This window comes from Kiloniella sp. (assembly GCF_965205715.1).
In the GTDB taxonomy this organism is placed as follows: Bacteria; Pseudomonadota; Alphaproteobacteria; order Kiloniellales; family Kiloniellaceae; genus Kiloniella.
The window spans coordinates 384,063-407,582 of the sequence record NZ_CBDBHW010000001.1 but is presented as its reverse complement, the minus strand read 5'-3'; the positions used below and the strand labels follow the sequence as shown (position 1 = coordinate 407,582).

Genomic DNA, 23,520 nt, shown 5'->3' with positions numbered 1-23,520 from the left:
AAAATGAGACTTATTCGCAAAATTTTCTAGAATGATTCCAATAAATAAGCAGCATTTCAAATGAAATGCTGCTTATTTATTTTCAAGCCTTGGTTACCCAGGGTCACTCTGAGTATAAATTAGTAAATAGGCTTACTGTCTTAGACTACTTATTAGAACGATACGATTAATTGTACATGCCCATCGACAGAATTATTAATTAGAAGATCCGAACCGCTTCTCTTTGCAAGAAAACGTGTAAAATAAGCATGGACATTGCGTGGAGTTAGATTTTCAGGATCAACATTATCCTTAATGGCCTCGAGAACTTCCTCTCGAATCGAAACAGATTCTCCTGCGACAGTGACAGCTACGAAGGTTCCGGTATCCGAATTTCCGCTAAGGGCAGTAATCGTTCCACCACGGGGAAGCATCTCAACACCAAAAGCGATAAGGTTGAGTAACACTTTACCCCCATTATCAGGTAATCCTTCAGGTGCTAACAAATTGGGCCAGCTAAAATCAACCTTTGTATGTGCAAGGTAATTTACAGCTAATTGGTTCAAAGTCGCGTAATCACTTCCCATTCGGCTACCGGCTAGCCCATAAGCTAGTCTGTAAAACTGTAACGTCGCCGCTGCTTGTGTGGCCGATGACGAAGCAAGCTTAAGCGCATCATCTGCCATACCAAAAGAATCATCTTCCATAAGCTCAAGGCCGTTGTTGACGGCGCCAACTGGTCCGACAAGGTCATGACACAAGCGGGATGAAAGAAGCTCGAGTACCCGAAAATCAATTTTACTATTCATTACTTATAAAAATCTCACACAAACAATGGGAAACAATCTAGATACAAACTCTACGGTATAAGTAAATTAAAACACAGTTATGCCGACATAAAAACCCACCTAAAAATCACCCCTTTACGACACCGCATATTCAGACAAATACATATTAATAGTAAAACCCTATTAAAGCATAGGACTTTGCGATTGTGTCCTAGCTATCCATTAAGGCAAAAGCACTATAAAATGGCACAGAAAGCTTCGGGAATACGATAGAACCGCATGATGCGACTAAGCTATAATCAAGCGAGTACCCGGGTGAATTGATACCGAAAACCAGAAATAGTAAGGCCGGACTAACCGGTGCAGCGCGCCTTTAAATAAAGGCCGAATGTCGTGGAGTAGCATGAGTAATGTCGGATAGTATTGTCTTGGATTCTTCCTCTAAGAAGGACAATCCTCCTGTAAAGCGCCAGATCCACCCAGGATCGGGACGTCGTAAACCTCCCGTTTTCGCCAAAGGGCGACAATTAGAGAATGAAGCGCAGGAAGAAATCAAATCCCTATTGGGCAATAGATCTCGTCAGCGGGACCTCTTGATCGAGCACTTGCATCTGATTCAAGATACCTTTGGCAGTTTATCTGCCGGGCATCTACAGGCTCTGGCCGACGAGATGAAACTTCCCATGGCTGAAGTTTATGAGGTCGCCTCTTTTTACGCACACTTCGACATCGTTCTCGACGGCGAGACCGCACCGGCTGAAATAACAGTCCGCGTTTGCGAAAGCCTAAGTTGTGAAATGGCTGGTGCTCAGGACGTTCTAAAAAACCTTCCTGATGCTGTGGCAAAAAATGTGCGCGTTATAACTGCTCCTTGTATGGGGCGTTGTGATTGCGCACCCGTGGCGGAAGTCGGTCACAACCATGTTGAACATGCGACTGTTGAAAAAATTGTTGCTGTTACAGAAAACAAAGATCTCCACCCTGCCAAAGTCGATTACCGGGATTACGATGCCTACGTCGCGGATGGTGGTTATAAAGTTCTTCGGGAATGTTATGAAGGCAAATATGATCGCGACGAAATCGTTGATCTGTTAAAGAACACTGGTCTACGCGGTCTTGGTGGCGCTGGTTTCCCGACGGGGCTGAAGTGGAGCATTATCCGTCAGCAACCAAAGCCTCGTTTGATGGCAATCAACGGCGATGAAGGTGAACCCGGAACGTTTAAAGACCGTCACTACCTGGAAACTGATCCGCACCGTTTTTTAGAAGGTATGTTGATCGGCGCCTGGGTTGGTGAAGTTGAAGCCAGTTACATCTATATCCGTGACGAATACCCTGCAGTTATCAAGCTCCTCACAAAAGAAATCGAACGCATTTATGCTGAGGGCCTAAACAACGGCATTAAACTTGATCTTCGCCGCGGTGCAGGTGCTTACATCTGTGGTGAAGAATCAGCAATGATTGAATCCATCGAAGGTAAAAAAGGCTACCCTCGACACAAACCTCCTTTCCCATCTCAGGTTGGTCTTTTTGGTTTGCCAACCCTCACCAACAACATCGAGACAGTATATTGGGTTCGGGATCTGATTGAAAAAGGTCCAGAATGGTTTACAGGCCACGGTCGAAACGGCCGTAAGGGTTTGAGATCATTTTCGGTATCCGGCCGGGTTAAAAATCCCGGGGTTAAATTTGCGCCTGCAGGTATAACCATCAAAGAACTTATCGAAGAATATTGCGACGGTATGGCTGATGGTCAAGAATTCAAAGCTTATCTCCCTGGTGGAGCTTCAGGCGGAATTCTACCTGCATCTCTTGGGGATATCCCTCTCGATTTTGATACCCTGCAAGAACATGACTGCTTCATCGGATCTGCCGCTGTAATCGTTCTATCCGATCAGGACAATATGCGTGAAGTTGCTATGAACCTGATGCGCTTTTTCGAAGATGAAAGTTGTGGCCAGTGCACCCCTTGTCGTACAGGCACGGAAAAGGCTGTCAGCCTCATGGAAAAAGACACCTGGGACCAGGACCTCTTAAAAGAACTTTCAACCGTGATGATGGATGCATCCATCTGCGGTCTCGGTCAAGCTGCCCCTAATCCACTGCTCTCAGTGATGAAACACTTTCCGGAGGAACTATAATGTCCGTTATGACAAATGATAAACCGGTAAGCTTCACTCTGAACGGCGACCAGGTAACATCCATGCCAGGTGAATCAATCTGGCAGGTTGCTGATCGTCTCGGCACAGAAATCCCACACCTGTGTTTTCAACCAGAGCCAGGCTACGAAGCAGATGGTAACTGCCGTACCTGCATGGTGGAAATCGAAGGCGAACGCACTCTGGCGGCCTCATGCATACGAGAGCCTGCTGAGGGCATGGTGGTTAACACAGCGACCGAACGTGCTAAAAAAGCACGGGAAATGGTTTTTGAGCTCCTTGTAGCCGACCAACCTGCGCGTGAAGAAACCCATGAACCTAACTCTAAATTCTGGAACTGGGCTTCTGATATCGGCGTTACCTCCAGTCGCTTCCCGGCTCACGAGCGTCCAGCACCCGATTTAAGTCATACCGCAATCGCGGTAAACCTTGACGCTTGCATCAACTGTAACCTGTGTGTCCGCGCTTGCCGTGACGTTCAGGTAAACGATGTTATCGGCATGGCCTTCCGTGGATCTAAATCGAGTGTTGTGTTCGATTTTGGCGCTGACATGGGTGAAAGTACCTGTGTCGCTTGTGGCGAATGTGTTCAAGCTTGTCCAACAGGCGCGCTTATGGAAAGCGCCCTGCTCAACGATGCTGGCCAACGTGAAGAATATGCTGATGAGATCGTTAACTCTGTCTGCCCATTCTGTGGTGTTGGTTGCCAGACCGAAGTTCACGTCAAAGACGACAAAATTCTTAAAGTGGACGGCCGCGACGGTCCTGCAAATGAAAAGCGCCTTTGTGTTAAAGGTCGTTTTGGTTTTGATTATATCCACAATGCAAACCGTTTGACCAAACCGCTAATCCGTCGCGATGATGCTCCAAGTGGTTGGGACATCGGCGTTCCTGATAATGACTTCTCAGAATATTTCCGTGAAGCAACCTGGGAAGAAGCTCTTGAGCGTGCCACTTCTGGCTTGAGCAAGATCCGCAACGAAAAAGGCCCTAAATCTCTAGCTGGTTTTGGCTCAGCGAAAGGCTCTAACGAAGAAGCTTACCTGTTCCAGAAACTGGTACGTACTGGATTTGGAAGCAACAACGTCGATCACTGTACCCGTCTTTGTCACGCTTCATCTGTGGCCGCGCTTATGGAAGGGGTTGGCTCGGGTGCCGTATCCGCTCCGTTCACATCGGTCGCTGAAGCTGAATGCATTATCATCATTGGCTGTCGTCCGGGACAAAACCACCCAGTGGCTGCAAGCTACATCAAACAAGCTGCCAAAGATCCAAACAAGCACTTGTTCGTATTGGATCCTCGCGGACAAAATTTGGTTAAATACGCAGACAAACATCTGCAGTTTAAGCCTGGCCGTGACGTGGCCATGCTTAACGCGATGATTTACACGATTATCGAAGAGAACCTCTATGATGTTCAGTACGTTCAAGCCAATACAGAAGGCTTCGAAGAACTGAAAGAAAACATCAAAGAATTCTCTCCAGAAGATATGGCTGAAATCTGTGGTATCGATGCCCAAACGCTGCGTGAAACCGCACGTGTATACGCCACATCAGAAGCTTCCCTTATTCTATGGGGCATGGGTGTATCGCAACATACCCATGGAACAGACAACGTTCGCAGCCTGATCGCAATGTCCCTGATCACAGGACAGATCGGTCGCCCAGGCACAGGTCTGCACCCGCTTCGTGGACAAAACAACGTTCAGGGCTCTTCTGATGCCGGCCTGATCCCGATGCTCTACCCTGATTACCAATCCGTAGAGAACGAAGAAATTCGTACTCGTATGGAAGATTTCTGGGGCATGGAACTTGACCGTCAAAAAGGTCTGACAGTCGTTGAAACCATGGATGCGATCCACGATGGTAACGTCACGGGCATGTTCATTCAGGGAGAAAACCCTGCAATGTCTGATCCTGACCAACACCATGCGCGTGAAGCACTTTCTAAACTAGAGCATCTTGTGGTTCAGGATATCTTTATGACGGAAACGGCCTGGCATGCTGATGTGATTTTACCGTCTTCTGCGCATGCAGAAAAAGACGGCACTTTCACCAATACCAACCGTCAGGTTCAAATCGGTCGTGCTGCGGTCTCTCCTCCAGGGGAAGCGCGCCAGGATTGGGAATTGATCCAGGAACTCGCTCAGCGCATGGGTCTTGACTGGTCTTACACTCACCCCAAAGATGTGTTCAATGAAATGGCTCAGATCATGCCATCACTGAACAACATCACCTGGGATCGCCTCGAGCGGGAAGAAGTTGTAACCTATCCTTGCTCCAGCGAAGATGGTCCAGGAACTGAAATTCTCTTCGCCCAAGGTTTCCCAACAGCATCAGGCCGCGGAAAACTCGTATCAACTGCTCTGATCGATCCGGCAGAACTTCCAGATAAAGAGTTCCCACTGGTACTCACAACTGGTCGACTTCTGGAGCACTGGCATACAGGCGCGATGACCCGTCGCTCTGAGGTTCTCGATAATCTTGAGCCCGAAGCTGTGGTCTTTGTTAACCGTCTGGATATGAACAACCTGGGCGTCACTGCTGGTGATTGGGTTTCAGTAAGCACGCGTCGCGGAACTGTGAGCCTGAAAGTTAGGCAGGACCGTGAAGTACCTGAAGGCATGATCTTTATGCCGTTCTGTTTCTCTGAAGCAGCGGCAAACATGCTGACTAATCCGCAACTTGATCCTTTCGGCAAGATCCCTGAGTTTAAGTACAGCGCAGCAAGGCTAGAACCCTTGGCAGTAGCTGCTGAGTAAACTAAAGCTCAATTACTAACAGAAGGGGCCGCAACCAAGTTGCGGCCCCTTCTGCGTTTAACCTTATTTTCTGAACAGCATAAGCAGAGATCTCACTCGAACGTGAAGAGGCTTTACTCCATTTTTTTTATATCAGTGTTATCTAAAATAAGAACAAAACACTGATATTTTAAACACCGATATAACGGGTACTACGAAAATCGGTGACAGTCAGGAAACCGGAGAACACCCACATGACAAAAGCGATCAACGCAACTCTAAAAATGCTGACCCTCAGCGCGGCCTTTATTCCAGCTTTATTTTTGGCTCCAGCTACTGTTACTGCCGAAGAAGTTTCTGATGAGAAAGCCGTCGAACACTACGAAGCACTTTCACCAAAACTCCGGGCTGGTTACGCTAAATCAGAACACCCTGTCTCTACAGTGTATTTTAATTGGGATCGCTATACTGTCGGGCCTCACAAATCCAGTACTCATGGTGGGCGTTTAGTGCATAACTATGCCAATGATCTGGCAAAAGCTTACGGGAAATATGAAGACATTGGTACCCTCCCCGTTGGCGCGATTGTCGCGAAAGACAGCTTTAAAGTAACTAAGAAGGGTGTGAAGCCGGGACCTCTTTTCCTCATGGAAAAAATGGCAGCAGGCTTTAGCCCGGAAGATGGCGATTGGAAATACACACTCATCACGCCAAGCGGAAAAATCTTTGGAGAAACAAACGGTGTGAACTCCAAAAAAGTTAAATTTTGTGCCGATTGTCACAATGCTGTAGGCGAAGACCAAGACTATCTCTTCTTCCCAGAAGAAGATTACCGGGTTCAAAATTAAACTTCTAAATACGATTTTCTTTTCAAAGGCAGAGCTGAAATTAGCTCTGCCTTTTTTATGTGCACTTGATTTCTAAAACGATTTTTGTGTTTCGATTATCAAGAAATTATCTTCCAGCTATTATTCGATTGACGGCAGGCAATTCCACGAAGTTTTTCCTGCTTACCATTAATGGTTACTGTTTGGATATAGGATCGACAGCCCTCTCCCAGCGAAGCTTCCTTATAGACGATTACAGATCCTGATGACCCATTTACATTCCAGTAAACAGGGCTTCCATTTGAAACCGTCACAGCAGAGAGAAATGCGTTTTCAAACCGCACTCGCTGAAAAGAAGACAGTTTTTTGAAATGTCTCTGCTTTAATTTAACTGGCGCATAGATGACATAAACTGGCTGTTTCCGTTTCACCCGATGAGCGTGGCCAACGCCTTGCGCAGGTAGTACATATTTATTATGAGCAGCAGATTGGGAGTTATAGATAAAAACTGTTTTGACAGGTCGAGCCATTGCCACGTTGCTCGCAAATATGGATAAAAGTAATGCTGTTGATGGCAGAAATAATTTAATGAACTTCATGTGACGCCCCTCCATTTTGGATTATGGAGTTAGAACGCTTGAAAACGGAGAACCTGTCGCTTCTTATAAAAAAACTACGCTGACCGTTTCTTCATTGTTTGATCTAGCTTTATCTCTGATGGAGAAAGCACACGTTCAGCAGGGAAAGTAAGGTGAACCGAAGTGCCTGTGCCCAGTTCGCTTTCTATGGAAAGCTCTCCCCCGTGTAATTCCATCAGTGACTGAGCCAATGAAAGTCCCAATCCGGTGCCTTCAATGGTTTTGGTATAGCTAGATTCTGACTGTTCAAAAGGCTTGATTACCCGATCCAAATCTTCTGGGGCAATACCTATACCTGTATCAGATATAACAATGGCAATTCGCCCGTTATCGCCTAGGTATTTTACACTCGCCTTTATGGAGCCGCCTTCAGGGGTAAACTTCACAGCATTGGTTGCCAGGTTAATAACGACCTGCTTCAAAATCCGTTCATCTGCAAAGAGGTAAGGTAGATTTTCGTCAATATCCACGTTAAGGGAAATGTTTTTAGCTTTGGCTTGGCGAGTCACAAAACGATAGGCGGACACAATAGACTGACGAATACAGACAACCGTCTCATTAAGCCGTATTTCACCCGCCTCAACCCGGGAAAGGTCGAGAATATCATTTACAATGGTGAGTAGATGTCGCCCACTGTTGAGAATATCACCAATATATTCACGATATTTTACGTGCTCTAACCTGCCGAGATGTTCTTCGGTAATAAACTCTGAAAATCCGATAATAGCATTCAGAGGCGTTCTAAGCTCGTGGCTCATATTTGCAAGAAATGAGGATTTCATCTGATTGGCTATTTCAGCCATTTCCTTGGCTTCTTCCAATTCATTTTGCACCAAGATACTTTCGGAAACATCACGCACCACAGCTGCAAAAATCAAATCCTCGTCGTCATTGATTCTCATAATTGTTGCTTCTGCGGGGAATGCTGTTCCATTTTTTCGAAGCCCGGAAATACTACCTCTCATCCCCATGTTGCGTGTCGGGAATTCAGTCCCTTGAAAGTTCAAGAGATGCTCTTGGTGGGTGTGATTGAGATCGTCCGGGATCAGTATTGATAAATTTTTACCGATAGCCTCATCAGCACTATACCCGAATATGGTCTCCGCCCCCTTGTTGAACAGGGTCAGTTGGCCTTCTTTATCTGTAGCAACAATTGCATCACCAACACCTTCAACGATACGGCTCATTAATTGCTGCGATGATTTTAGCTCTCTTCGTATCGACATCCTTGTACTGATATCGCGAACTAAAAACATTCGTTGAGTTGGGAGGTTATTTTCTAATTGGTAGGAACGTAATTGAACGTCAATATCTGCAGCCTCTGTAGTGTCAAAAACACCAAGAATTGGCTCTTCTGTATCGTACTGGGTATCTATTGTCAGCAAAGTCGTCTGATCATTTGCGGACACATCGATAAAATCAAAAATGTTCCGACCGATTAGGTCAGCAGAAGCGTAACCAAAATTTCGGAATACTGCAGGATTTGAGTAAACGACAGTACCCGCCACATCCGTTACAATGACAGCTTCAATACTATGTTCTAGAAATAAGTTGCTCACATTACTTCGAATACCAGAAGTAAGAGCACACTCTTTCGAATGCTCGATAGTCATACAAAGCCCGTATAAAACTAGATACTACGGACCCTTATTTAACCAATACAAATATAAGAAAGTTCCGTTCTATGCATGACAAAACAAAAAGAAATCAAAAGATCAAATAAAAAGAACTCCGTTAACTATAATATCTTTGTAATATTTACGTAGAGAGAATTTTTACCTAAAAATCAGCAGCCATAAGTAGATTTATAAATACACGTAAAATTTTTAATTGAAACTAATCCAACCTGAGAATTATATAAAAACAGAGAGAGGAACCCGGCGCGGTTCCTCCCTCCAGTACTACCTGGAAATAGACACGCTATTCCGCGGCAGCAATTTCTTCAGCATTTAACCCGAGCGCTTTTGCGACACCTGCCCCATAAGCTGGGTCAGCCTTATAACAATTGCGAATGTGCCGATGCTGGATATCTAGACGGGCCCCACCTACCGCACGTGCCGTGTTCTCAAACAAAGTCTGCTGTTGTTCTGCTGACATTATCTGGAATAGAGCCCGTGGCTGAGAATAATAATCTTCATCTTCCCGATGGTTCCAGTGATCAGCAGCCCCTTCGATCGACAACGGAGGCTCAGCAAAATCAGGCTGTTCATTCCATTCACCAACAGTATTAGGTTCATAACCAATCCGTGCGCCAGCATTACTGTCTACGCGCATGCCGCCGTCCCGATGATAGGAATGGAAGGGACATTTGGGGGCGTTGACCGGAATTTGGCTGTGATTTACCCCGAGACGATAGCGTTGTGTATCGCCATAAGAGAACAATCGGCCCTGAAGCATCTTATCAGGTGAGAAGCTAATTCCAGGAACGACATTGCCTGGGTTAAAAGCTGACTGCTCAACCTCGGCAAAGTAATTTTCAGGATTACGATTAAGTTCAAACTCACCAACTTCAATGAGCGGATAATCCGCTTTCGGCCACACCTTGGTCAAATCAAACGGATTGTATCTATAAGAACCCGCGTCTATTTCAGGCATTATCTGAACAGACAAAGTCCACTTAGGGAATTCACCCTCTTCAATAGCATCGAAAAGGTCGCGTTGATGGCTTTCACGATCAATCCCAACCAGCTCACTAGCTTCTTCATCGGTAAGATTTTTGATACCCTGTTGAGTTTTGAAATGAAATTTCACCCAATAGCGTTCATTTTCAGCGCTGATAAAGCTGAAGGTATGACTACCAAAGCCATCCATGTGTCGGTATGATGCAGGAATACCACGATCACTCATCACTATGGTTATCTGGTGTAGTGCTTCTGGTAAGCTCGTCCAGAAATCCCAATTGTTGTCAGCACTACGCATATTGGTTTTAGGATCACGTTTTACTGCATGATTGAGGTCAGGGAACTTCATCGGGTCGCGAAGGAAAAAGACCGGGGTATTATTACCAACCAGATCCCAGTTGCCTTCCTCGGTATAAAACTTCATCGCAAATCCACGAATATCACGCTCTGCATCTGCTGCACCACGCTCCCCTGCTACGGTAGAAAATCGGAGGAACATGTCGGTTTTCTTACCAACCTCAGAGAAGATCTTCGCTTTGGTGTATTTGGTAATATCGTGGGTCACCGTAAATGTTCCATAGGCTGCAGAACCTTTTGCATGCATCCGACGTTCTGGAATGACCTCACGGTCAAAGTGGGCCATTTTTTCCAAAAACCAAACATCTTGCAGCAAAGCAGGGCCGCGAGGACCTGCGGTTTGTATGTTCTGATTGTCGACTACGGGAGCACCAAATGCAGTTGTAAGCTTATTCTTCATCGTCGATACCTTCTCTCCTTAACCAGCTTTTTAAAACGTCGAAGCCAGTTATAATTTTTGATTGCTTTTCCGGCAGAGGTGATTTGATTATTGGTTGCGCCGGCCTGAGGAATGAACAATACGCACTTGCATTAAATCGATCCAACGAGTTATTCTTCTCACAGTAATCAATTAAATCGATTAATATGTATTTACCTACTCTGAAACAACTTAAGTACCTCGTTGAGCTAGAGCGCCACGGACATTTTGGTCACGCGGCTGAGGCCTGTAACGTAACCCAATCAACGTTAAGTGCTGGCCTGCAGGAACTTGAAAGCCTGCTAAATTGCAAATTGGTCGAACGCACCAAACGACGAGTTCTTTTTACAGAGCTTGGAAATGAAATCGCCAAACGTGCCACTAGCCTTTTGCGAGAAGCCGAAGAGATCGCAACTCTTGCCCGACATGGTGATAAATTATTGTCTGGTGATCTTAAACTGGGCGCAATTCCGACCATTGCCCCTTATCTTCTTCCGCAGACCCTTCCCATACTGCGCGAGGATTACCCAGAATTACGGCTCTACCTTGTTGAGGACGAAACCGCACGTTTGGTAAAGCGTATCCGTGAGGGCACATTAGACGCCGCCCTGATGGCCTTTCCCTATGACGAACCCGGTTTAGAATGGACTGAATTGGCAGAAGACCCCTTTCTTCTCGCTCACCCCTCTGATCATCCAATAACCAAGATGACATCATCAGACATTAATCACCTGCTCGAAACAGAACCCTTTCAAAAGGAATTAATCCTGCTCGAAGAAGGTCATTGTCTGAGAGATCATGCACTTGAAGCCTGTCATGCCTACAATCTAAAACCCGGTCAAACACTCCAAGCCTCCAGCCTTCTTACTCTCGTTCACATGGTGGCCAATGGTCTCGGCATAACGCTGCTTCCTTCACTTGCCTGCCAGACATCCTTGCTTGAGGGAACCAACATTCGTCTATCCCCCCTAAAGGGCCAAGATAGCCATAGAAAACTCGGCCTCGCTTGGCGAAACAGTTCTGTTCGGAAAGAGGAACTTAAGCTATTGGCAGAAATCCTGTCTGACAGAGCTAAAGAACAAATAGATAATTTCCAGAGCCGGATGGGATCAACAATTACAGACCATTAGATGCAATACAGATTTTTGCATGATACTATCCCGCTATCTTTCGACGTCCTTCCAGCAGAGCGACCTTCACCATGACAAAGATTTCTTCAGAACAACTCATTCAAGCGACAGCTTGTGAAATCAAAGAGCTACTGGTTAAAAATGAAGTCAGCCCCTCGGAACTACTGGATGCATTAGAAGACAGGATAGAAGCCGTCGATGGTCCCGTGAATGCCCTGCCGACCCTATGCTTTGATCGCGCACGCGTCTTTGCCAAGGAACTAGAAAAAAAGCCTCTTGAGGACCGAGGTCTTCTTGCTGGTATACCGGTTCCCATTAAAGATCTCACAGCGATCAAAGGCGTAAGAACGACCTCTGGTAGTCCCATTTTTGCCAACAGAATTCCTGACTGGTCTGATGCTCTGGTGGAAACGATGGAAACCAACGGAGCCGTTGTTTACGCAAAATCCAATACGCCTGAATTTGGCGCAGGAGCACACACCTTTAACCCAGTTCTTGGCACAACAAGAAACCCGTGGGATTTGAGTAAATCAGCAGCGGGCTCTTCGGGTGGTGCTGCTGCCGCACTGGCGACAGGATGTGCCTGGCTTGCACATGGATCTGACATGGGTGGCTCACTCCGCAATCCGGCTAGCTTCTGTGGTGTTGTTGGCCTCCGCCCCTCTATGCATCGGCTCGCAGACGGTCCCGGCACCTCACCCTTCCAAACCCTTTCCATGCAAGGGCCGATGGCACGTAACGTCGCGGATACGGCTTTGTTACTGGATGCCATGGTGGGCTTTCACAATGCGAACCCCCTTGCTCAGCCCGCCACAGAGGCCAGCTTTTTAAGCATTACAAAACAAAAACTAAAGCCAATGAAAGTTGCATTTAGTCCTGATCTAGGTGTTACACCCGTCGATCCAGAGATTGCTGAAATTTGTGCTCAGGCTGCACTGAGTTTTGAAGAAGCGGGTGTCATTGTCGAAGAAGCAACACCAGAGCTAAGTGAAGCACCAGAGGTATTCAAACGTTTGCGAGGATTGGATTTTGTCATCGGCCTTGGGCCCCTGCTCGACCAACATAGGGACAAGCTTAAAGAAGATATTATCTGGAACATTGAATACGGACGTTCACTTAGCGCGGAAGATATCGCCTGGGCAGAACGCAAGCGCGGTGAAATCTATTATCGCATGCAAAGCTTTTTTACGGATTATGACCTTTTGCTTTGTCCAACCACAATCGTCCCGCCCTTCCCTATTGAGCAACGATATGTCGATGAGTGTGCAGGACAAAAACTGGAAACCTATATCGACTGGCTGGCTATTGTTTCCACTATTACCCTAACGGCCTCCCCCGCAATTTCCATTCCCTGTGGTTTTACCAAGTCTGGCCTTCCTGTCGGACTACAAATTGTGGGTAAACCTCAAGGGGAAGGTCGGCTTCTATCTGCAGCCAATGCCTTGGAAGAAATTTTACCTAAAACACCCACACCAGTTACGCCAGCGCCTTAAGTTCTACTTACAAAAAAGCTGTACTTCCTAGGGAAAGTACAGCTTTTTTTATACCACCTAGCTGTTTAAGGGATTAAAAATTCAGCCAAAAAAAATGGCACTTCTCCGCTTTGTTGAGTAGATTTAGGATTTCAAATAGAGCATAGATTGATTATCTGGAATGGATGATTGTCTAATTTTGAGTTTGAAGTATTCGGTATCCTTGATGCCTCTGGCTCGCTTACGGATCATTCCTATACTGACATTACCAGCCTCTATCCTGGCGCTTGTGAGCTTGTGTTTGGCGTAGTTGCAGATGCCCACACAATGTTTCCGTAGGGATTTCGCGAACTTTTTTAGATAGAGCATCTGTGACTGATCTGCTATCAGGCACCAACGTTCCAGTTGCTCCGCCATCGCCTCAAATGAAGCGGCACTCCACAGCAGCTGAAGCTGTTCTTTCAAGACGTAAAGTGCATTCAGGTTGCTATTGCTCTCCAGCAACCTTTGCAGCTTGTCACTTTGTTTTTCACTCAACTTATCCGCATTTTTGAGCAACAGATAATGTGTCCCTTTCATCAACTCTTTACCACTTGGATCGGCCTTTCTGAACTCAAGTCGACGCTGATTATGGATAGCTTTGCTGTAGTTTTTCATGACGTGGAAACGGTCAAATACTATGTCGGCCAACGGCAAGGACTCTCTGACAGCCTTTTGGTAGGCAGGCCCCATATCCATCGCTACGGCCTTTATTTTGCAGGCTGTATCTGGTTGCAGTTGTTTCAAAAACCTTGAAAAAACCTCGGCAGTTCGGCCTGCTTCAACCCAGATCAGATGACCGCCAACCATATCGTAGACCACCGTCATGTAGTCATGACCTTTCGCCCGGGCAACTTCATCTACACCAATATATTCCAAGCCAGTTAGCTCTGCAGGATCAAGCGTAGGGAGAGTTTCAATAAGGTATGCCCTGTCGATATTCTTGACCGTTTCCCATCGTATATCCAAATGTCTGGAAACCGCTTGAATAGACATATGCCGACATAATCCACTGATCAGTCGGCAAAATCGGTGAGTGAAACGGCACCCTTTATCAACAAAATCACACCCCTCAATGCGGCGTTCGCCCTTGTTAATATAAACCTGCGCCAGCTCAATCTCGACCACACAAGGATACCCAAAAAGGGGGATGTCGTTTACTTGTCGGCGGACATGCTGGTTGATGCTTCCCTTCTGGCCTGTAGCAGGGTCTATAGCCCTCCTACGCGCGTCTCGGCTGCAGTGAATGACAATCTTAACACCGCCGTCATCCAGTTTAATTTCATTTACACGTTGCCCTTTGAGGCCTAAAATATGCTGCGAGATGTTGATTGTCATATACCTGCTCTATGTAAAGTTATCAGAAACCATACATATCAACAGGTTACTTGGCGGTCGGCATCTTTTTCTACTCAACAAAGCGGAGAAGAGCCAAAAAAATAAACAACTTCACTCTTCAATAAAATGGCACGCCGCTTCTCTTTTCCCATCATAGACTTTTAATTCAGGAACTTTAGAAGCACAGAGATCCTTGGCAAAGGGACAGCGTGTTCTAAACACGCATCCCGATGGTGGGTTCAATGGACTTGGGAGATCCCCCTTCAACGGAACGTGTTCTTTGTTCCGTTCAATAGCCGGGTCTGGAATTGGTACCGCGGAAATGAGTGCCTTGGTGTAGGGATGAAGAGGTTTGGTATAGATCTGCTCTCTATCTGCCACTTCCATCATTCGTCCAAGATAGAGCACCATAATCCTGTGACTAATATGCCGGACCACACTCAGGTTGTGGGAGATAAAGATTAAGCTGAGCCCAAACTCTTTTTGCAACCCCATGAGAAGGTTCACAATTTGAGCCTGAATAGACACATCCAGAGCACTGACAGCTTCGTCACAAACAATCATCTTTGGCTCAAGAATCATCGCACGGGCGATACCAATACGTTGGCACTGTCCACCGGAAAATTCATGCGGGTAACGATTTATCTGTTCAGGTAACAGCCCGACTTTGGACATCATAGCTTTGACTTTAGCTTTGACCTCATCCTTAGACAATTTAGGGTAATGTGTAATCAAGGGTTCAGAAATGATCTGTCCAATCGTCATGCGCGGATCAAGAGAAGCCAAGGGATCTTGAAAAATGACCTGAAGATCTGAGCGCACATTTCGAAGCTCCCCAGATTTCATATCTCCCATTTCCTGGCCAAACCACGCAACGTTACCAGCTGTCGGCTCCAGCAACCGCAAAACTGCACGGCCAAGCGTCGACTTGCCACAACCGGACTCACCCACCACACCGAGAGTCTCTCCCGCTCGAACCTGGAACGACACACCATCGACAGCCTTCAGTGTTCCTGGTTTTTGGAATAACTTACCGCTTGGAATTGAGAAATGTACTTTTAGATCCTTCACATCGAGAAGGACTTCCTGAGAATTATTCATGATACCCCCTCCTCCCGATAACACGCGTTTTGGCTACCGCTCGGCGTTAAAAATAAAGGCGGTTTTTCACACAGGCATCGATCTTTTACGTGCGAGCACCGCGGCGCAAATGCACATCCTTGCGGAAGCCGCTGCAAGTTAGGTGGTTGTCCCGCAATCGTAACCAACTCATTGTCATGCGTTTTTTCATCCAACCGCGGAGTTGAAGCCAAAAGCCCTTGTGTATAGGGGTGACGCGGGCCCGCGTAGATATCATCTACTGGAGCACGTTCTACTATCCGGCCTGCGTACATCACATTAAGGGTATTACACAAACCAGCAACGACACCGAGGTCATGGGTGATCATGACAATAGCCGTATTGAACTCGCTCTTAAGATCTCTCATCAGATCAAGAATTTGAGCCTGAATTGTAACGTCCAAAGCAGTTGTTGGTTCATCAGCAATAAGCAAGGCTGGTTCACAAAGCAGAGCCATAGCAATCATCACTCTTTGACGCATCCCCCCTGAAAACTCATGCGGGTACATATCAAAGCGACTTTTTGCTTCCGGGATACCAACCTTATCCAACATCTGAAGAGCTGTAGCCCTAGCATCTTTTTCGCTCATGCTTTTGTGCAAAACGAGCACTTCGGTGAGCTGCTTTGAAACTTTGAGATAGGGGTTCAAAGACGTCATTGGGTCTTGGAAGATCATGGACATAGACTGACCGCGGATCTTGTTTAACTCATCAGGGCTCAAACCGATCAGCTCTTTCCCCAACAGCTTAGCACTGCCTGTCGTTGTTCCATTTGAGGCCAACAGTCCCATAATGGCTAGGAAGGTCTGGCTTTTTCCAGAACCTGATTCTCCAACAATCCCCAAAGCTTCACCGGCCTTAATCGTAAAGTTCAGGTTGTTAACAGCGTTAACAGGGCCTTCGGGTGTTGAGAAAGTAACCGAGAGGTCTTTTACCTCAAGAATAATATCACTCATGTTCTAGCCCTCCCTTAACGGTCACGAGGATCAAGCGCATCACGCAGACCATCGCCAATAAAGTTAAAACAAAACAGAAGGATTGCCAGAGACGTCGCCGGGAACAGCAATGTCCAAGGCGCAGACTCCATCTGTTGAGCGCCTTCTGAGATCAATACGCCCAAACTTGTCATTGGCTCTTGCACACCCAATCCGAGGAAAGAGAGGAAACTCTCAATCAGTATCACCTGAGGAATGGTCAGGGTCACATAGACAATCACCGGGCCAAGTGCGTTGGGAATGATGTGGCGTCGGATGATGTTAAAGCCACTGACTCCAGAAGCACGTGCAGCCTCAACAAACTCTCGGTTTTTGATTGATAGAGCCTGACCACGCACAATACGCGCCATGGTCAACCATTCTACGGCACCAAGTGCTGCAAAAATCAGAAAAATGTTACGGCCAAATATCACCATCAAAAGAATCACAAAGAACATAAATGGCATGGAGTACATGATATCTACAAAGCGCATCATAATGTGATCTGTTCGACCGCCTACATAGCCAGATATAGCGCCGTAAGTGACACCGATAATCAACGATACACCCGTTGCCACGAGACCAACCAACATTGATACGCGAATTCCGTAGAGAGTACGGACAAAAAGATCGCGTCCATTGGTATCCGTCCCGAAGTAGAATCCTGCTTCAGCATCAGGGGCAGTTTGTATGTAATCCCAATAAACTTCATCAAATGGATGAGGATGAAGCCAAGGGCCTACCACTGCGATCAGAACAATTGAGAGCAGTAAAACGCAACTGACGACGGAAGCTTTATTTGTCAGTAATCGACGGAGCGCATCTTGCCAGAGACTTCTCCCCTGGATTTCTTTCTCAGCAGACAGGGCGTCTTTAATTTCCATATCTACAGCCATTAGCCCATCCTCACTTTTGGATCCAGGAAGCCATAGATAATGTCAACGATCAGGTTGAATGAAATAATCAAAGAGCCATAGAAAATCACAACACCCATGACGAGTGTATAGTCACGATTTAAGGCGCCCTGAACAAAGTAACGACCAATGCCTGGAATTCCAAAGATTTGTTCAATAACAACCGAGCCTGTAATCACTGCAGCAGAAGCAGGTCCTAGGTATGAAACCACGGGAAGCATTGCAGCTTTCATGGCGTGACGGGTTAACATTGTTTTTTCAGGAAGACCTTTTGCCCTTGCGGTCCGAACAAAATTAGATCGCAACACTTCGATCATTGATCCGCGGGTCAAACGAGCTATGTATGCGATCTGGGGCAGAGCAAGAGCAACAATTGGCAATACAGCTTGCGCGGGCCCATCCCCCCAACCACCAACAGGTAAGAGACTGAGATAAACCCCCAGAATTAATGTTAATAAAGGCGCCATAACGAAATTGGGAATTGTGATCCCGGTCATCGCTGTCGCCATAATTGCATAATCAATTGCCGAATTTTGCTTCAAAGCGGCAAGTGCCCCCATTGACATGCCAATTGTTATGGCAAGAAAAATCGCTGACATTCCGATTGTGAGAGATACAGGAAAACCCGCCCCAATCAATTCGGTAACAGAAAAATCTCGATACTGGAATGAGGGGCCGAAATCACCTTGGATAATGTTACCAAGATAGTACAGATACTGCTGCCACATAGGCTCATCCAAATGGTATACGGCATTTAAATTTGCCTCGACCTCTGCAGGCACAGAACGTTCTTTATCAAATGGACCGCCTGGGGCTGCGCGGATCAAGAAAAACGCAAGAGTAACGATAATGAGTAGCGTCGGAATAGCCCCGGCCAGACGCTTTAAGATAAACGACAACATATATTATGTCCTGACATAAAAGTTCGGCGCGCCACCGATATGACGACGCGCCGCAACATCATTGGGAAACCGGGAGTTTCCTATTTCGCAATTGTAATATACTGAGAGCGGATGTGATCCATCACGTTGTTCTCCCAGCCTTTAACATAAGGCTTCACCATACGCTTGGTAACGTAGTGGTAAATAGGGGCAACGGCGTTGGCTTCGAGGAAGATTGCTTCGGCTTGCATCAACAAACTTTTGCGCTTGTCAGAATCCTGCTCCAGTGCAGCCTGTTTCATAAGACTATCAAACTCAGGGCTATTAAAGCCGGTGTCGTTAAGGCCGGAGTCAGATAACCAAAGCTCAAGGAAGGTATTTGGATCATTATAATCACCGATCCAACCTGCACGGAAGGCCTGCGTTGCCTTTTTAAGTTTACGGGTTTCCAAGTAAACTTTCCATTCCTCGTTTACGAGGTTTACCTTTGCCCCTAATGTTTTTTTCCACATATTTTGGACGGCAATAGCAATTTTTTTGTGGTTATCACTGGTGTTATAACGCAGCTCAATCTCAAGTGGGTTGTCTTTGGAATAGCCAGCTTCTTCGTAAAGCTTCAAAGCTTCAGCATTACGCGCGGCCTGATCCTTGGATCTAAAATCAGCGTAAACAGCATCATACGCAGTTACACCTGGGACAACGAAAGCATAGGCAGGAACTTCTCCGGCACCCACAATTTTTGATGTCAGAATGTCACGATCGATAGCCATAGAGAAAGCTTTACGTAGCTTAGGATTATCGAAAGGTGGCTTTGTCATATTAAAGCCGTAGTAGTAGGTTCCTAGATAGTTAGAAACATGAAACTCGTCTGCCAGATTTTCTTTAATCCACTTGATCTGGTCATTGGGAACTTCATAAGTCCAATCCAGCTCACCGGCACGATAACGCTTAAGAGCAGTTGTCTGACTCTCTGTAGGGTAATAAACAACCTTGTCTAAACTTACTGTGTCTTTATTCCAGTAAGTATCAGATTTTTCAGAAACAATACGAGATTGCGGAGTCCACTCGGTAAGTTTAAAGGCACCATTGGAAACCATATTTTCTGGGCGAGTCCAACTTGCACCCTTTGCTTCAACAGTTGCCTTATGAACAGGATAAGCTACCGAGTGAGTGATCATACCAAGGAAGTATGGCGCAGGACCTGAAAGATGTACTTCCAATGTTCTATCATCAGTGGCCTTAACCCCCAATTTAGATAGATCTTTTTCTTCACCACTTGAAATAGCTTGCGCATTTTCAAGAGGATATAGCAAGAAAGAATAAGCAGTCCCTGTTGCAGGAGCGACAGCGCGCTGCCAAGCATAAACAAAGTCATGGGCCGTTACAGGATCACCATTACTCCATTTAGCATTTTCACGGATCTTGAACACAAAGGTTTTACCATCTTCACTAATAGTCCAGCTTTCGGCTTGACCTGGAATGATGGAACCATCTGTGTGCTCTGCAGTTAGCCCTTCAAAAAGGTCGCGGAGAATATGTGCAGATGGAACGCCTTCAGAAATCTGAGGATCAAGGGTTCCTGGCTCGGAACCATTACCACGGTGAAAAACCATCTCTGCAGCAGCCAATGTCGGCGCTACCAAGGCTGATGTTCCAGCGAGAAGAGAAACCCCAAGTGCTACTGCACGTGTTGTTTTTACAAATGTTCCATCGGAGAGGAACTTTTTAATACCTGTTGTGAACTCCATAACTCTTTCCCTGTTGTTATCGTTCGTTGTACTCACTAGAGACAATTAATATCCCTACGTGCATTCACGCAGGGTGACCTTCTTTACGCTCTATGACAAGAGGAGGTCTTTGCTTTAGATCAAACTCGTAATAAACGTAGGCGAACAGCCATTTATTTTTACTAATCGATCAAAACTAGCGAGCATTACGGTATTATACTTTATACAAACACGGGAATCCAGCCTAACTAACTTAGGACACGAAAAAAGCTGCTCGACACATACGGCCGAGCAGCCTAAAAACAACTATATAACGGCTAGATGCGACTATTTGGCAGCCGTAATAATAATTTCCACACTCAACTCTGCACGTGCAAGTTTAGCTTCTCCACAAGCACGAGCGGGAGCGTATCCTTCTGGAACCCAGGCATTCCAAACTTCGTTCAATTCAGCGAAATATTTCATATCACTCAACCAAATCACAGCTTGAAGAATTTTACTTTTATCACTGCCAACAGACTCAAGACATGCATCAATCTTGGCTAAAATTTCGGAGGTTTGCTCCGAAACAGAGGCACCTGCTGTTCCCACTTGTCCTGACAAATAAATTGTATTTCCATGTTCAACGATCTTGCTTGAACGTGCCGTTGTACCATGGCGGATAATATCGCTCATCCAATAAACTCCCTATTTAAAAACTCACATCCAGATGGATGAAGCACCTATATGCTATCAAAGCATCCTATGGGTCCAGATCTGAGTAAGATATAACCCAGAAAATCAAAGTTAAACTTCCTCCTTGCCTATTTTCAAAAGCCCCCCATAATTCAGAAAATCTCGTCGGGGTGCTCATTTTGCCTAATCAAAGGAATTGAGCTGAGAAGCTATTGCTAACCCGCAGAACCTGATCCGGTTAATACCGGCGGAGGAAATTGAGATGCTTTGTGGGAAGAGTAAACTTCGATATCCCAGCCGATTTTTCGGGAAAAGGCATTAAAAACCCTCTGAAAACTAAAGACGGAGGATATAATGTCAGTTCCTATTGCCCTGACAATAGCAGGATCAGATAGTGGTGGCGGCGCCGGTATTCAAGCCGACATCAAAGCCATGTCCGCACTAGGCGTATACGCAGCCTCAGTCATTACCGCACTGACCGCGCAAAACACTTGTAAAGTCCACAGCATCTTCCCGGTATCTACTGATTTCATTCAAGATCAAATCCATACTGTTTTTGAAGATTTGGATATCAAAGCTGTCAAAATTGGCATGCTGGGTACACCAGAAATCATTCACGCTGTGGCCGATGCCTTAAAAGATTACCCCGGCGTTCCGATCGTTCTCGATCCGGTAATGGTTGCCAAAAGTGGCGATAAACTACTTCAAGATGATGCAATCGAGAGCCTGAAAGATAGCCTGCTTCCTATGGCAGAAATCATCACACCCAACTTACCTGAAGCTGCCGAACTCACGAGTATGAACGAGCCAACATCCCTCGAAGAAATGAGAGAGCTCCTCCAAATCTTCAAAGAAATGCGAACAAAGGCCATCCTCCTGAAAGGTGGACACTTGGGTGGAACCACCAGCGATGATCTTTTTTTTGATGGACTGACAGAAACGTGTTTGAGCTCTCCGCGAATTAATACAACAAACAGCCATGGCACTGGCTGCACCCTCTCCGCTTCCATCGCCGCAGGGTTAGCTAAAGACCTCCCACTCATTGAAGCAGTAACCGAGGCCAAGACTTACCTCGGCAGTGCTTTACAACACGCGGACTCTCTCGAGGTTGGAAAAGGCCATGGCCCCGTTCATCATTTCCATGCTTTCTGGTCAGATAAGGCATAAGGCCAGTGCATAATCAGCGGCATGGTCTGGGCGAAACCTCGCCAAACCACGAAGACATCGAAGTTAAAAGCTTCTCTTTGACGTTTGATAACCGGCAAGTCTTCAACGATTTCAATCTCACCCTCTTTGCCGATAAATGGAATATTTTGCTCGGACGAAGCGGGGTAGGAAAATCTTCACTTCTGAAAGCCATTGCCGGGCTCTTGTCTGTGGAATCTTTTAAAGGGGACATAAAGCAAGCAAACGGAAATGACTTGAACGGAAAAATCAGCTGGATGACACAGGATGACCTCCTGTTACCCTGGCTTTCTATTCTGGACAATGTCCTTATCAGCAATCGACTTCGCTCGGTGCGAAAATCCAAAGTTTTGATACCTAAAGAGAAAGCAATATCCCTCCTGGATCAACTGGGACTTGGAGAATCTCTTCATCTAAAACCTTCAGCATTATCCGGAGGAATGAGACAACGCACAGCGCTTGCCAGGACCCTTCTCGAAAACCGACCAATCGTATTACTGGATGAGCCCTTCTCAGCTTTGGATGCCATAACCCGTGGAGAAATGCAGGAACTCACCTACAAATATCTTAACAACAAGACAGTGATTATGATCACGCATGATCCGCTAGAGGCCCTTCGCCTCGCACACCACATCTTTGTTCTTAACGGTCCCACAGTTCACAAGGCGAGCTCCCTTACCCCAGTCAGCTCCCCCATACGGGATTTAAATAACTCCGAAATTATCTGCCATTACGAAGAACTCATTACCGAGCTTTCAAATTCAAAAGGGCTAAACGAATGAAGGCTATAAGAGTGATGGTCGTGCTCTGTGGCCTCCTTATGCTTTGGCAGGTCCTTGTCGTTGTAACTTCTGTACCACCTTATATTTTACCGGGCCCAATTGCTGTCATCGAGGTCCTGGTAAATCGCTTCCCAACCCTTACCCAACACGCCGGGTATACTCTAACTGAAATCATACTTGGCTTTGTCATCGGCACGCTGCTTGGTTGCGGATCAGCCCTAATTCTCGCAACAGCCAAACCAATCCGGGTGTGGCTTACGCCTGTTCTCGTCATCACCCAATCGTTACCTGTATTTGCCCTCGCTCCCATTTTGGTTCTTTGGCTTGGATATGGCCTCCCCTCCAAGGTCGCCATGGCTGTGCTTATCATTTACTTCCCCGTTACAGCCGCCTTTTATGACGGCTTGAGGCGGACACCGAAAGATTGGCACGCCCTTGCCACCGTAATGAATGCCAGCCCTCTGGCTTTCCTCATTCACGTCCGGATCCCTCTGGCCTTTCCCTCCCTGGCATCCGGATTAAAGGTGGCCATGGCCACGGCACCAATTGGTGCAATCGTTGGTGAATGGGTTGGGTCATCACAGGGGCTTGGTTACCTGATGTTACATGCCAATGGCCGAATGAAAATCGACCTTATGTTCGCCGCCCTTTGTTTACTCGCCCTAATGGCAGTCACTCTATATCTCACGACAGATTACCTCCTGAACAAGCTCATGAAGAGAATGTCTCTGGATGACTATAAAACTTAAAAAAAAA

At 46.3% G+C, this 23,520-nt stretch carries 20 protein-coding genes and 1 riboswitch; of the genes, 9 read left to right on the top strand and 11 right to left on the bottom strand.

The features are described 5' to 3' along the window. Positions 1 to 152 precede the first annotated feature (152 nt). Complete coding sequence (locus ACOGW3_RS02065; protein ID WP_419901430.1) at positions 153 to 788, bottom strand: histidine phosphotransferase family protein; 636 nt, start codon at positions 786 to 788, stop codon at positions 153 to 155. A 389-nt stretch (positions 789 to 1,177) separates the two neighbouring features. On the opposite strand from ACOGW3_RS02065, the gene ACOGW3_RS02060 reads away from it, so the two are divergent. From ACOGW3_RS02060 to ACOGW3_RS02050, 3 genes are all read left to right on the top strand, one after another. Further along, the gene (locus ACOGW3_RS02060; protein ID WP_419901429.1) at positions 1,178 to 2,908 is read left to right on the top strand and encodes an NAD(P)H-dependent oxidoreductase subunit E; all 1,731 of its coding nucleotides are present in this window, start codon (positions 1,178 to 1,180) and stop codon (positions 2,906 to 2,908) included. 8 nt (positions 2,909 to 2,916) lie between these two features. Then, positions 2,917 to 5,688, top strand: a complete 2,772-nt coding sequence (gene fdhF, locus ACOGW3_RS02055; protein ID WP_419901428.1) for a formate dehydrogenase subunit alpha — start codon at positions 2,917 to 2,919, stop codon at positions 5,686 to 5,688. 233 nt (positions 5,689 to 5,921) lie between these two features. Beyond that, positions 5,922 to 6,515, top strand: coding sequence for a cytochrome P460 family protein (locus ACOGW3_RS02050; protein WP_419901427.1), 594 nt, complete (start codon positions 5,922 to 5,924; stop codon positions 6,513 to 6,515). Positions 6,516 to 6,613: 98 nt separating this feature from the next. Here the strand turns inward: ACOGW3_RS02050 and ACOGW3_RS02045 are convergent, their stop codons facing one another. The 3 genes from ACOGW3_RS02045 to ACOGW3_RS02035 all read right to left on the bottom strand — a co-directional run bounded on the left by ACOGW3_RS02045 (position 6,614) and on the right by ACOGW3_RS02035 (position 10,510). Further along, the gene (locus tag ACOGW3_RS02045; protein WP_419901426.1) at positions 6,614 to 7,093 is read right to left on the bottom strand and encodes a hypothetical protein; all 480 of its coding nucleotides are present in this window, start codon (positions 7,091 to 7,093) and stop codon (positions 6,614 to 6,616) included. Between the two features lie 74 nt (positions 7,094 to 7,167). Continuing rightward, positions 7,168 to 8,745 carry a PAS domain-containing sensor histidine kinase gene (locus tag ACOGW3_RS02040; protein ID WP_419901425.1) on the bottom strand — a complete coding sequence of 526 codons (1,578 nt, stop codon included), beginning with the start codon at positions 8,743 to 8,745 and terminating at the stop codon, positions 7,168 to 7,170. Between the two features lie 307 nt (positions 8,746 to 9,052). Further along, positions 9,053 to 10,510 carry a catalase gene (locus tag ACOGW3_RS02035; protein ID WP_419901424.1) on the bottom strand — a complete coding sequence of 486 codons (1,458 nt, stop codon included), beginning with the start codon at positions 10,508 to 10,510 and terminating at the stop codon, positions 9,053 to 9,055. 185 nt (positions 10,511 to 10,695) lie between these two features. Here ACOGW3_RS02035 and ACOGW3_RS02030 point away from each other — a divergent pair, with 185 nt between their 5' ends. Continuing rightward, complete coding sequence (locus tag ACOGW3_RS02030) at positions 10,696 to 11,658, top strand: LysR substrate-binding domain-containing protein (RefSeq protein WP_419901423.1); 963 nt, start codon at positions 10,696 to 10,698, stop codon at positions 11,656 to 11,658. 71 nt (positions 11,659 to 11,729) lie between these two features. Beyond that, entirely contained in the window at positions 11,730 to 13,151 is a 1,422-nt protein-coding gene (locus tag ACOGW3_RS02025) for an amidase (RefSeq protein WP_419901422.1), read from the top strand. A gap of 123 nt (positions 13,152 to 13,274) precedes the next feature. On the opposite strand, the gene ACOGW3_RS02020 is transcribed toward ACOGW3_RS02025, so the two are convergent. Beyond that, the gene (locus ACOGW3_RS02020) at positions 13,275 to 14,507 is read right to left on the bottom strand and encodes an ISL3 family transposase (RefSeq protein WP_419901077.1); all 1,233 of its coding nucleotides are present in this window, start codon (positions 14,505 to 14,507) and stop codon (positions 13,275 to 13,277) included. On the opposite strand from ACOGW3_RS02020, the gene ACOGW3_RS02015 reads away from it, so the two are divergent. Beyond that, the gene (locus tag ACOGW3_RS02015; protein ID WP_419901421.1) at positions 14,494 to 14,664 is read left to right on the top strand and encodes a hypothetical protein; all 171 of its coding nucleotides are present in this window, start codon (positions 14,494 to 14,496) and stop codon (positions 14,662 to 14,664) included. The two genes, ACOGW3_RS02020 and ACOGW3_RS02015, sit on opposite strands and share 14 nt — an antisense overlap. Here ACOGW3_RS02015 and ACOGW3_RS02010 read toward each other — a convergent pair. The 6 genes from ACOGW3_RS02010 to ACOGW3_RS01985 all read right to left on the bottom strand — a co-directional run bounded on the left by ACOGW3_RS02010 (position 14,619) and on the right by ACOGW3_RS01985 (position 20,797). Next, positions 14,619 to 15,608, bottom strand: coding sequence for an ABC transporter ATP-binding protein (locus ACOGW3_RS02010; RefSeq protein ID WP_419901420.1), 990 nt, complete (start codon positions 15,606 to 15,608; stop codon positions 14,619 to 14,621). The two genes, ACOGW3_RS02015 and ACOGW3_RS02010, sit on opposite strands and share 46 nt — an antisense overlap. Next, the gene (locus tag ACOGW3_RS02005) at positions 15,605 to 16,582 is read right to left on the bottom strand and encodes an ABC transporter ATP-binding protein (protein WP_419901419.1); all 978 of its coding nucleotides are present in this window, start codon (positions 16,580 to 16,582) and stop codon (positions 15,605 to 15,607) included. Before ACOGW3_RS02005 ends, ACOGW3_RS02010 begins: the two co-directional genes overlap by 4 nt. Before the next feature lie 14 nt (positions 16,583 to 16,596). Next, entirely contained in the window at positions 16,597 to 17,496 is a 900-nt protein-coding gene (locus tag ACOGW3_RS02000) for an ABC transporter permease subunit (RefSeq protein ID WP_419901418.1), read from the bottom strand. Further along, positions 17,496 to 18,416 (bottom strand): oligopeptide ABC transporter permease OppB, encoded by a 921-nt coding sequence (oppB, locus tag ACOGW3_RS01995; RefSeq protein WP_419901417.1) that lies wholly within the window; start codon positions 18,414 to 18,416, stop codon positions 17,496 to 17,498. Before oppB ends, ACOGW3_RS02000 begins: the two co-directional genes overlap by 1 nt. 80 nt (positions 18,417 to 18,496) lie before the next feature. Further along, entirely contained in the window at positions 18,497 to 20,143 is a 1,647-nt protein-coding gene (locus ACOGW3_RS01990) for a peptide ABC transporter substrate-binding protein (RefSeq protein WP_419901416.1), read from the bottom strand. A gap of 306 nt (positions 20,144 to 20,449) precedes the next feature. After that, entirely contained in the window at positions 20,450 to 20,797 is a 348-nt protein-coding gene (locus tag ACOGW3_RS01985; RefSeq protein WP_419901415.1) for a RidA family protein, read from the bottom strand. 156 nt (positions 20,798 to 20,953) lie between these two features. Next, a riboswitch (TPP riboswitch) is annotated at positions 20,954 to 21,071 on the top strand. 80 nt (positions 21,072 to 21,151) lie between these two features. Here ACOGW3_RS01985 and thiD point away from each other — a divergent pair. The 3 genes from thiD to ACOGW3_RS01970 are packed head-to-tail and all read left to right on the top strand — an operon-like array spanning position 21,152 to position 23,513. Further along, complete coding sequence (gene thiD / locus ACOGW3_RS01980; RefSeq protein ID WP_419901414.1) at positions 21,152 to 21,964, top strand: bifunctional hydroxymethylpyrimidine kinase/phosphomethylpyrimidine kinase; 813 nt, start codon at positions 21,152 to 21,154, stop codon at positions 21,962 to 21,964. A 5-nt stretch (positions 21,965 to 21,969) separates the two neighbouring features. After that, complete coding sequence (locus ACOGW3_RS01975) at positions 21,970 to 22,764, top strand: ABC transporter ATP-binding protein (RefSeq protein WP_419901413.1); 795 nt, start codon at positions 21,970 to 21,972, stop codon at positions 22,762 to 22,764. Next, complete coding sequence (locus ACOGW3_RS01970) at positions 22,761 to 23,513, top strand: ABC transporter permease (protein ID WP_419901412.1); 753 nt, start codon at positions 22,761 to 22,763, stop codon at positions 23,511 to 23,513. Before ACOGW3_RS01975 ends, ACOGW3_RS01970 begins: the two co-directional genes overlap by 4 nt. The last annotated feature ends 7 nt before the right edge of the window (positions 23,514 to 23,520 follow it).